The following is an 11,237-nucleotide window of genomic DNA, read 5'->3' as shown; positions in this document are numbered from 1 at the left end:
CGAACACAGAAGTTAAGCATCACAGCGGCGAAGATAGTAGGCAACTGCGAAAATAGCACGCTGCCAGTCCATGTGAGGGAATAGTCATTCTATTCCCTTTCTTTTTTTTATTCTCATTCCTTTTTTGACAGATAATTCATCATAACAAGTGCAAAAAAAAACTCCAAGATTGGAGTATTTATCTTTTATTTATTTTTTAATAAACTTGCAGCAGCTTCATCAACAACTAAAATACAATCAGGATGATCTTGTAAAGCACTTGCAGGTACATCTGTTGTTTTTGGTCCTTCAACTGTAGCTTGAATAGCTTTTGCTTTTCCTTCACCAGAAGCAATAAGAAGCACTTTTTTAGCTTTCATAATATTTGCAATCCCCATACTTACTGCTTGAGTAGGTACATCTTCAATTTTACCATTAAAGAATAAACGTGCATTGTCTTCAATTGTAGATTGTTTTAAATCAACCTTGTGAGTAACTGAATCAAAAGGTGTTCCTGGTTCATTGAAACCAATATGTCCATTAGAACCAATTCCTAATAATTGAATATCAATAGGATTGTCTTCTAATAATTGGTTATATGCTTTACATTCTTCATCAATATTGCCATTTCCTTTTGGAACATGAACATTATTCATATCAATATCTAATTCATTGAATAAGTTATGACACATAAAATAATGATAACTTTGAGGATGAGATTGATCTAAACCAAAATATTCATCAAGATTAAATGATTTAATATCTTTGTATGAAGTTCCATTTTTCTTGTGATCTTCTCTCATCAATTCATAAAGTCTAATAGGTGTAGATCCCGTAGCTAAACCTAAATTAGCAGTTGGATTGTTTTTAACAACATTCAACATAATTTCACAAGCTTTTTGACTTGCTTCTTCATAATCTTTTACAATAATGACTTCCATCTTTGTCCCTCCTATAATATACTTTTATTATATAACAAGCATAGTGAAATGAAAAGCTATATTTTCATATTTTGAAAATTATAAATTTAATAAATATAGAAAGTTTAATCTTTATTTTATATTGAAAATAAGGTAAAATAAATTTATATGGAGGTAGGTCAAAATGACAATGATTAAAGGTATTGCGGCATCTAATGGTATTGCAATTGCTAAAGCATACAAATTAGTTATGCCTGATTTAACAGTAACTAAAGAAACTGTTGAAGATGTAGAAAAAGAAATTAAAGCTTATGAAGATGCAATGGATTGCACAAGTAAGCAACTTGAAGCTATTAAGGAAGCTGCTTCAAAAAATTTATCTGCTGAAGAAGCTGCAGTTTTTGATGCACATGCTTTGGTTTTATCTGACCCTGAATTAAAAACACAAGTTGAAGATAAAATTAAAAATGAAAAATGTAATGCAGCTGCTGCTTTAGAAGAAGTAGCTAATACATTTGTAGCAATGTTTGAATCTATGGGTGATGAATACTTTAGAGAAAGAGCTGCTGATATTAAAGACGTTTCTCGTCGTTTATTAGCTAATCTTTTAGGAAAATCATTACCTAACCCTGCTTTAATTGATGAAGAAGTTGTGATTATTGCTGATGATTTAACACCTTCTGATACAGCACAATTAAATAAAAATTTAGTTAGAGGATTTGCTACAAATATTGGTGGAAGAACTTCACACTCTGCTATCATGGCAAGAAGTTTGGAAATTCCTGCTGTTGTTGCTTGTAAAACAGTGACTGATGAAGTTAAAGATGGAGATATGATTGCTCTTGATGGTATTGAAGGAGTTGTTATGATCAATCCTGATGAAGATACTATTAAAGAATATACTCAAAAACGTGATGAATATATTGCATATAGAGAAGAACTAAAGAAATTAGTTAATGAAAAAACAGTTTCAACTGATGGTCATCATGTTGAATTAGTTGCCAACATCGGTTCACCAAAAGATTTAGCTGGTGTTAAAGAAAATGGTGGTGAAGGTGTAGGTTTATTTAGAACTGAATTCTTATATATGGAATCTGCTGAATTACCAAGTGAAGATAAACAATTTGAAGTATATAAAGAAATTTTAGAAGGTATGGCTGGTAAACCTGTTGTTGTAAGAACACTTGATATTGGTGGAGATAAGGAAATCGAAGCTATTGATTTACCTAAAGAAATGAATCCATTCTTAGGTGTACGTGCAATTCGTTTATGCTTCCAAAGAGAAGATATTTTTAGAACTCAATTAAGAGCATTATTAAGAGCTTCTGTTTACGGTGATTTAAGAATCATGTTCCCAATGATTGCGACATTAGGAGAATTTAGAAAAGCTAAAGGTATCTTAATGGAAGAAAAAGAAAAATTGGTTGCAGAAGGTGTTAAAGTATCTGATACTTTACAAGTTGGTATCATGATTGAAATTCCTGCTGCTGCAGTTTTAGCTGATCAATTTGCTAAAGAAGTTGATTTCTTCTCAATTGGTACTAATGATTTAATTCAATATACATTCGCTGCTGATAGAATGTCTTCAGGTGTATCTTATTTATATCAACCATTTAACCCTTCAATCTTACGATTGGTTAAACATGTTATTGAATCAGCACATAAAGAAGGAAAATGGGCAGGTATGTGTGGAGAAATGGCAGGAGAACCAATGGCAGCTCCATTATTACTTGGTTTAGGATTAGATGAATTCTCAATGTCTGCAACTTCAATTTTGGCACAAAGAAAATTAATTAGAGAATTATCTCAAAAAGAAATGGCTGATTTAGCTAATCAGGCAATTAATTGTACAACAATGGAAGAAGTTGTTGAATTAGTTGAAAAAGTTATTAAAAAATAGAACATACAATAGAATTTAAAATGTAAAAAGGACAGTGTTCATTGTGAACGTTGTCCTTTTTTAAAAATATATTCAGCAATAATTTCTACTATTTTTTCTAAAAAATCCTGATCATTTAAAGTAAATCTATTAAAATAGGGGGAATCAATATCTAAGACACCCATTAATTCATTTTGTACGATTATAGGAATAACAATCTCACTTTTACTACGACTATCACAAGCAATGTGACCACTAAATTGATGTACATCTGCGACACATATTGTTTGATGTAATAAAGCTGCTTTACCACAAACACCTTGACCAATAGGAATCCTTAAACAAGCTACTTTACCTTGGAAAGGACCTAAAATGAGTTCATGATTATCAACGAGATAAAATCCTACCCAATTAATATCTGGAATGATTTCATTTAAGAAAGCAGACATATTTGCCAGGTTAGCAGTGATATTTTCCTCATCTTTCACTAATTCATAGGCTTGCTGTAAAAATAATTGTGTATTCATTGCTTTCACCTCTCTTTTTTAGTATAACATAAATATATCATAAATGAGAGGTAGTAGAAATGGAAAAACAAAAATTCAGTGACTATGGTATGTTTGAAGGACATCCTGAATATGAACTGGCTGCACAAAGGTGTGAAGATATATATCAAAGAAGATATGACTTAAGAAGTGATTTTGCAAGAGATTATACCAGAATTATCTTTTCACAAGCGTATCGTCGTTTAAAACATAAAACACAAGTTTTTTTTGCTGTCGAAGATGATCATGTTTGTACACGCAGTGAACATGTCAATCTGGTTGAGTCTATCTCATATACAATTGCACATCAACTAGGTCTAAATACAGAACTTACAAAAGCCATTGCAGTAGGACATGATTTAGGTCATGCTCCTTTTGGGCATGGTGGTGAAACTATTTTGACTGATATTGCTAAATCTCATGATTTAGATAAGTTCTGGCATGAAAAAAATAGTTTACATTTTGTAGATCATATTGAATTATTAGAAGATAATAACCATTATCAGCATAATTTAAATCTTACATATGCTGTACGTGATGGAATTATATCTCATTGTGGAGAAATGAATCAAAAATATATTCAAAGAAGAAAAGAATATATCAATCTTAATGATTATCAATATGCAGGACAATACAATCCATGGACATATGAAGGATGTGTTGTAAAGATGGCTGATAAAATTGCTTATTTGGCTAGAGATATTGAAGATGCTTTACGTTTAAATGTTTTAACACAATCTCAAATTGATGAATTAAGAACACAATTAAATCAAATGGGGAATTATCAATTTCATGCGATTAATAATGGTTCTGTTGTTAATTATTTTATACATGATGTGGTGGAAAATTCTTGTGTAGAAAAAGGAATAGGCTTATCTCAGGAAGCTTTTGATAAAATGAAATTTATTATGAAATTCAATTATCAAAATATTTATTTAATTAAAAGGGTTCAAGTTCATGAAAAATATGTGTCTTTAATTTTGCATTCTATTTTTGTTTTTTTATATGATTATAAAAACCATGATGATTTTATTAAAGATTTAAAGCAGGATTTAAAACAATATCCAAAGTTAATAGGTCATTATTTAGCGTGGCTAGAAAAATACGCTGTTATAGAAAATTATTCGAGAAAAAAAGAATATCATAATCATGTTGTTTATGATTTTATCCATGATTCTCAAGCTTTTGAAAAAAGTATTATAGATTATCTAGCAGGAATGAGTGATGCATTTATTATTCAGCTTTTTAATGAGTTGATTTCTTTTTAAAAGATATTCAAGTCTTTTATGAAATATGATAAAATGAAGCGAGAAATGAGGGGAAATAATTATGCCAATCAAAATACCAGATAATTTACCTGCTGCTAAAATATTAAAAGAAGAAAATATATTTATTATGAGTGAAACACGTGCAACAACACAACGCATTAGACCGTTAAAGTTATTAATTTTAAATATTATGCCTACCAAAATTGTAACGGAAACACAATTATTAAGATTATTATCTAATACACCTTTACAAATTGAAGTAGATTGGATTCACATGGCAAGTCATGAATCTAAAAATGTTTCAAAAGAACATTTATTGGCTTTTTATAAAACTTTTGATGATATTAAAGACAATAAATATGATGGTTTAATTATTACAGGAGCACCAGTTGAAAAACTTGAATTTCAAGATGTGGATTATTGGGATGAATTGACAACATTATTAGAATGGTCTAAAACGCATGTTTTTAGCAGTTTCTTTATTTGTTGGGCAGCACAGGCAGCCTTACATTATTTTTATGGCGTTTCTAAGTATCTATTACCACATAAATTAACTGGTGTATATCTACATCATACGAATGTTGAAAAAATGCAAAGAAAAATTTTGCGAGGTTTTGATTATCAATTTTATGCACCCCATTCACGTTATACCAGTGTATCTAAAGAAGATATTGAAAAGATAGATGACTTAGATATTTTAGCTGAATCAAAGGATGCAGGGGTTTATATAGTTGCTTCAAAAGATGGATCACGCTTTTTTGTGACTGGACATCCTGAATATGATCCTGATACTTTAGATAAGGAATATAAAAGAGATTTGTCTAATCCAGATATTATCAGTGAAATGCCAAAAAATTATTATTTGAATGATGATGTCAATAATGAAATACAAGTCAAATGGCGTTCTCATGCTTACTTGATTTTTGCAAATTGGTTAAATTATTATGTTTATCAACAAACGCCATATAATTTAGATGATTTAAAAGAAAGATGATATTTATTAGCAGATTATGGGAAATCTGCTAATAAAATCGTCTTTTTTTGTTGAAAAAGCCTAAAATCAATTGAATTTTATGTGACCTTCATATATAATTTTATTTGGAATGTAATGAAAGAAAGGGTGTTTTAATGAGAAAAAAAATCTGTCAATTGTGTATGTTAGTTATCTCATTAACATTAGTTATAGGGTTAGTTATAAATGTTTCAAATCAAAATAAAGTAGAAGCTGACGATGAATCTATTCCTACTGATGATAGTTTTTTTGTAATTAATGAGGATGGTGAAATTGAATTTATTGATCCTACTGAAGAAGACATGAAACAAATTAAAGAGGAAAACGAAAACCAAGAATATAAAGTTGTAGTCAATGATGGTGAAAATGAAGAAGTCATTGCTGAGTATGACAATTATGCTGATGCTGAAGATACATTTGATCAAATTACTAATCAAGAAGTTTTAAATAAAGCAGCTCGTTTTAGTGTTGAGTCATCAACTAATGATATTAATACTGATGATGTTCAAATATTATTAAATGATGAGCCTTTAGCAAGATCAAATACATATAATATTGTTAAGTTCAAAAGAACTATTAAGTATAATAGCAGTGGAGACGAATATGTAGCAAATATTAATTACACAGAAGTTGATACTAATCGTAGTGGGTACTTAAATCCAACATCAGTGGCAGATGCTGCTTATATTAAGATGGACGGTAGTAGCTATATATGTAAAGTTGGAGGAGTAGTTATAAAGGTTAAAGCCAGTGATGTTGCAGGTACACCTACTTATCAAGAAGCCGACAATAATAAGAATTTAAGTTATTATACAGTAAGTGGTGGTAAATTATATCATTACTATTCTTATTATTTATCTGCATCTAATATATCTCGCTATTCAACAACGGTAGGATATAAACCATCTTATTTAGATTCTGGAAAGAAATATTATAGCTATGATGGGCATTATTTTTATACTACCTTTGAAAAAATGATTAATGATTATAGAAATAATACATATAAAAATTCTGTGAATTATAGTAATCCATACTATAATTATTATCAGTATGTATCACTACGTTCTAAAACAAATTTATCTGCTGAGCAGTTAAATAACAGAATTAATAATGTAGTTAATACACCAACATCGTCTAAGATGTATAATAAAGCACAGGCTTTTATCGATGCACAAAACAAATACGGTGTAAATGCTTTGGTTATGTTTGGGATAGCTTGCAATGAAACGGCATATGGTACAAGTAATATAGCAAAAACAAAAAATAACTTATTTGGATTGAATGCGGTTGATTCAAGCCCTGGGCAAAGTGCAAATTATTTTGCAAGTGTCGAGCAATGTATCAATGAATTCGCGTATGAATGGATGTCTAAAGGATATTTAGATTCATATGATAGTCGTTATAGAGGTCCTCATTTAGGTGATAAGCATAGTGGTTTGAATGTCAAATATGCATCTGATCCTTTTTGGGGAGAAAAAGCTGCTTCACAAGGGTATTCAATCGATACATCAAAAGTAGATTATAATCATTATTCAATAGGAATTGGCACTGCTGATGTTATAAATGTCTATAATCAAGCAAATCCTAAATCTACGATTTTATATAATTCTGAAGCTGTAGTTTCAAGTGGACAATCTGCTGTTGTATATGATTATCCATTACTTGTTTTAGGAAAAGTAACTGGTAGCGATGGACAAACATGGTATAAAGTACAGACTGATGTTCCTTTAAATGAAAGTAGAACAAAAAGAGATGTTAATGCATTATATGATTTTTCTAATCATTATGGATATGTGAAAGCAAATGAAGTAACGCTATTAGGACAAGTAGAATCTACTTATTCTAAGGGAGATGTTAGTTTGGATGGGAAAATAAGTCCAACAGATTATGTTTTGGTAAGAAGATATCTATTAAAAACTGTAACTTTATCATCTACTCAAATAGAAGTTGCTGATATGAATAGTGATGGGAAAATATCGCCAACCGATTATGTTGGTATTCGAAAGATTTTGTTGAATTTAAATTGAAAGGAATTTTAGAATGAAGAGAGTTTATAAATTATTATTATGTTTATTTATATTATTTGGAACTTTGGTAATTAATACATCAAAAACATTTGCAGCTGGTGTTAGTTTATCGGCATCTAGCACATCTATAACTATCGGACAAACAATCACTTTTACATTGAGTGTTACTGACTGCTATGCACTTATTAATAGTGCAAGTTCAAATAATGGAAGTGTTTCTGGAGGAAGTGGAGATATTGATGCGTTAGGAGAAACTAAATATGTTACTTATACAGTTACTCCTACTTCAGTAGGAAGTGGTTCTTTTACAGTTAGTGGAGTATATTCAGCTTATACAGGGTCTTCTGAAGATCAATCTTTTAGTAAAAGCATTAGTTTTAATGTAAAAGATAAAAGTTCTTCAGGTGGAAATCAAAATTCAAACTCTAGTTCAAGCACAAATAGTACACAGTCTACAACAAATACAGCTGAAGAAGTAAAACAAGAAGATACACGTTCAAAAGAAAATTCTTTAGCTAGTTTATCTGTTAGTGAAGGAACTCTTTCCCCTTCTTTTAAGGCTTCTACAACAAGTTATACTGTAAATTTACCTGCAGATAAAACAAAAATTACAATTTCTGCAAAAGCTAAGGATAGTAAAGCTTCGGTTAGTGGAACTGGTGAAAAAAAATTAGATGTTGGTAAAAATACTTTTACAGTAAAATGTACAGCTGAAAATGGAAGTGTAAAATCATATAAAATCGTTGTTAATGTTGATGAAACTCCACTTGTATATACCGAGTATAACGGAAATAAATTAGGGGTAGTTAGAAATTTAGATGGAATTGAAGGACCAAATAAGTCTTTTAAAGAAACTCAAGTTTCTTTAGATGGAAAAGAAATTCCTGCATGGACTAGTGAACAGATGAATAAAACAATTGTTTATTTAGTAGATGGAAATAATGAAAAAAGTTTTTATTTATTTGAAGATGGAAAAGTAACTTCTAAATTTGAACCTATATCTTTAAATGGTATTAATATGTTCATTGTTGATATTCCTGAAAAAAATCAAAACATTGATGGTTTAAAATTTACTACTTTAAAAATAGAAAAATTAGATATACCAGGTTGGATTTTTGAAGATAAAAAATTTGAGAATTATGAATTAATTTATATCATGTTAGAAAATGGTAATATGGCATATTATCTTCATGAAAAAACAGAAAATACTTTAATGTTATATTCTGATGGATTTTTACAACAATTTGAAGAAATTGAAAATTTAAAGGAAAAGAATTCTTCAACTGAATTAATGAGAAATATTTTTATCGGCTCTACAGTTGTATTTGCATTATCAACTGCCGTTGTTGGTTATATGTATTTTAATTTTAAGAAAAAATCTATTTCAGCAATTAAAGATTATTATGACAAGAAAAATCAAGGATAATGAATCCTTGATTTTTTAGTCGTCGATATTCATTGATTCATATTCTTTAAGTGTTGTAATAATGTCATCATAGATTTTCTGATCAACATAATTAAGTAATTCATCACTAGAAACAAAACGATATTCAGTGTGTTCATGAGAGATTTGAACATGATCATTGGTTGGAATAGCTAAAAAGCCAATACCAACGGTTTGATAGTCAGGTCGAACGGCTGTAAAAGTATACACTGGTTTGATGATTCTCACATCTAAATTTGTTTCCTCTTTTAATTCTCTAATAAGAGCCTGGTGTGGTGTTTCACCATATTCTAATCCACCTCCAGGAAGTTCCCAAAAACCAAGTCCATCACTAGAAGGACGTACTCTTTTGAGAATCAGGATTTTTTGATGATAAATGACAATAGCTTTGACGGTAATATGAAATCTGATATTTTCCATATGTTTATTCCCTCCATTTTATATATCATATCATTTTTTTTACAAAAAGTATCGTTTTATTAAAAATGTTTGCTATAATAATTGAGAGGTGATTTTAAAATGATTGATTTTTTAGAAGAAGTCTATAAAAGAAAAGATAAAATGATAGAAGATATACAGACATTATGTAAAATACCATCTATTTTAGATGAAACAACAGCTAACGAAGGACAACCATTTGGAAAAGCATGTCGTGATGCGTTAGATGCTATGTTAGAAATAGGTGAGAGAGATGGATTTGTTTGTGAAAATGTTGATGGTTATGCAGGACATATTGATATAGGAGAGGGAGAAGAAACTTTTGGTATTTTAGGACATTTGGATGTTGTGCCTTGCAATGAGAGTGGATGGAACAGTGAACCATATGCAGCAACTTTAAAAAATGGAAAGTTATATGGGCGAGGAGTAGCTGATGATAAAGGACCACTCATTGCCGCATACTATGCTGCTAAAATTATTCATGAATTAAATTTACCTGTAAAAATGAAAACAAGAGTGATTTTTGGATGTAATGAAGAAAATGGTTCAAAATGTATGCAATATTATTTTACAAAGAAACCTTATCCTTCAATGGGGTTTACACCAGATGCAGAATTTCCTGTTGTCTATGGAGAAAAAGCAGGTGTTAATTTTAAAATAATTGGTGAAATTGAAAATGATAATTTAATAGGACTTTATTCTGGAAATAGAGCAAATATTGTTCCAGAAGTTTGTGAAGCTTATTTAACAGGTTCATATAAACAATATAGAGAATCATTTGCTGAATATTTATCTGCTCACCAATTAGATGGATATGTTGAAGAAGAAGGAAATCATACAAAACTTGTTTTGATTGGAAAATCTGCTCATGCCTCTACACCAGAATTAGGAATTAATGGGGCTGTATATATGTGTCATTATTTATCAACTATATCACAAAATCAATTAGTTCAATTTATTGATCAATATTTTTATAATGATTGTTATGGGGAAAAATTAGGTATAGCTTATACGGGATTAATGGGTCCATTAACAGTGAATTTAGGGGTTATCAATTACAAGAATGGACATGTTAATATGATTATAGACATGCGTGTTCCTCATGAAGTGACAGATGAACAGTTGACAGCAAAAATGCAAAAATGTCTTAACGTTTATGGATTAAAAGAAACACATCATTTAGGAAAAGCTTTATATATAGATCCTCAAAGTGAATTGATTCAAAAGTTGCATAATGCTTATGTTGAATTTACAGGTGATCATAATCATCAACCACAGGCTATAGGTGGTGGCACATATGCAAAAACAATGCCTAATTGTGTTGCTTTTGGTATTGAATTCCCAGATAGTGATAATAAGATTCATCAAAATAATGAAGAAATTTCTATTGATGATTTAATGAAGGCAACAGCTATCTATGCAAAAGCTATTTATGATTTGATTAAGGAATAGAGTGAATTCTCTATTCCTTATTGCATAGAAATATGATTTTTGTTATAATATAAACGCTAATTGCAGGCGTGGTGGAATGGTAGACACGCTATCTTGAGGGGGTAGTGGAAGTATTTCCGTGTGAGTTCAAATCTCATCGCCTGCACCATTTTTGTTTTACGCATCTGTGGTGGAATTGGTAGACACGCTATCTTCAGGCGGTAGTGGATTTAATCCGTGTGAGTTCGAGTCTCATCAGATGCACCAATTGATTGAGCATTGTTTATCAATGTG

General features: G+C 30.2%; 9 protein-coding genes and 2 tRNA genes. 8 read left to right on the top strand and 3 right to left on the bottom strand.

Annotated elements, in window-relative coordinates:
* Window positions 1-185: 185 nt before the first annotated feature.
* Complete coding sequence (gene nagB / locus B5E48_RS08430; protein WP_087304747.1) at window positions 186-920, bottom strand: glucosamine-6-phosphate deaminase; 735 nt, start codon at window positions 918-920, stop codon at window positions 186-188.
* Window positions 921-1,089: 169 nt separating this feature from the next.
* On the opposite strand from nagB, the gene ptsP reads away from it, so the two are divergent.
* Window positions 1,090-2,799: a phosphoenolpyruvate--protein phosphotransferase gene (gene ptsP, locus B5E48_RS08425; protein ID WP_224759450.1), complete on the top strand. Its 1,710-nt coding sequence runs from the start codon at window positions 1,090-1,092 to the stop codon at window positions 2,797-2,799.
* Between the two features lie 38 nt (window positions 2,800-2,837).
* Here the strand turns inward: ptsP and B5E48_RS08420 are convergent, their stop codons facing one another.
* Window positions 2,838-3,305, bottom strand: coding sequence for a GAF domain-containing protein (locus tag B5E48_RS08420; protein ID WP_087245123.1), 468 nt, complete (start codon window positions 3,303-3,305; stop codon window positions 2,838-2,840).
* Window positions 3,306-3,364: 59 nt separating this feature from the next.
* Between B5E48_RS08420 and B5E48_RS08415 the strand changes: the two genes are divergently transcribed.
* The 4 genes from B5E48_RS08415 (at window position 3,365) to B5E48_RS08400 (ending at window position 9,056) form a co-directional block, all read left to right on the top strand.
* Window positions 3,365-4,591: a deoxyguanosinetriphosphate triphosphohydrolase family protein gene (locus tag B5E48_RS08415; protein ID WP_087304746.1), complete on the top strand. Its 1,227-nt coding sequence runs from the start codon at window positions 3,365-3,367 to the stop codon at window positions 4,589-4,591.
* Window positions 4,592-4,652: 61 nt separating this feature from the next.
* Entirely contained in the window at window positions 4,653-5,585 is a 933-nt protein-coding gene (metA, locus tag B5E48_RS08410; protein ID WP_087304745.1) for a homoserine O-acetyltransferase MetA, read from the top strand.
* A gap of 134 nt (window positions 5,586-5,719) precedes the next feature.
* Window positions 5,720-7,630 carry a glucosaminidase domain-containing protein gene (locus B5E48_RS08405; protein ID WP_087304744.1) on the top strand — a complete coding sequence of 637 codons (1,911 nt, stop codon included), beginning with the start codon at window positions 5,720-5,722 and terminating at the stop codon, window positions 7,628-7,630.
* Window positions 7,631-7,643: 13 nt separating this feature from the next.
* On the top strand, window positions 7,644-9,056 hold the full coding sequence (locus B5E48_RS08400) for a cadherin-like beta sandwich domain-containing protein (RefSeq protein ID WP_087304743.1): 1,413 nt from the start codon (window positions 7,644-7,646) through the stop codon (window positions 9,054-9,056).
* A 15-nt stretch (window positions 9,057-9,071) separates the two neighbouring features.
* Here the strand turns inward: B5E48_RS08400 and B5E48_RS08395 are convergent, their stop codons facing one another.
* Window positions 9,072-9,494 carry an NUDIX hydrolase gene (locus B5E48_RS08395; protein ID WP_087304742.1) on the bottom strand — a complete coding sequence of 141 codons (423 nt, stop codon included), beginning with the start codon at window positions 9,492-9,494 and terminating at the stop codon, window positions 9,072-9,074.
* Window positions 9,495-9,593: 99 nt separating this feature from the next.
* On the opposite strand from B5E48_RS08395, the gene pepV reads away from it, so the two are divergent.
* The 3 genes from pepV to B5E48_RS08380 all read left to right on the top strand — a co-directional run bounded on the left by pepV (window position 9,594) and on the right by B5E48_RS08380 (window position 11,210).
* Window positions 9,594-10,964, top strand: coding sequence for a dipeptidase PepV (gene pepV / locus B5E48_RS08390; RefSeq protein WP_087304741.1), 1,371 nt, complete (start codon window positions 9,594-9,596; stop codon window positions 10,962-10,964).
* A 62-nt stretch (window positions 10,965-11,026) separates the two neighbouring features.
* Window positions 11,027-11,112: transfer RNA gene (locus B5E48_RS08385), tRNA-Leu, on the top strand.
* Window positions 11,113-11,124: 12 nt separating this feature from the next.
* A tRNA-Leu gene (locus B5E48_RS08380) sits at window positions 11,125-11,210 on the top strand.
* Window positions 11,211-11,237: the final 27 nt, after the last annotated feature.

Source organism: Massilimicrobiota sp. An105 (assembly GCF_002161155.1).
GTDB lineage: Bacteria > Bacillota_I > Bacilli_A > Erysipelotrichales > Coprobacillaceae > Allocoprobacillus > Allocoprobacillus merdigallinarum.
The sequence above is the reverse complement of the archived record's forward strand: the minus strand, read 5'-3'. Positions and strand labels throughout refer to the sequence as shown.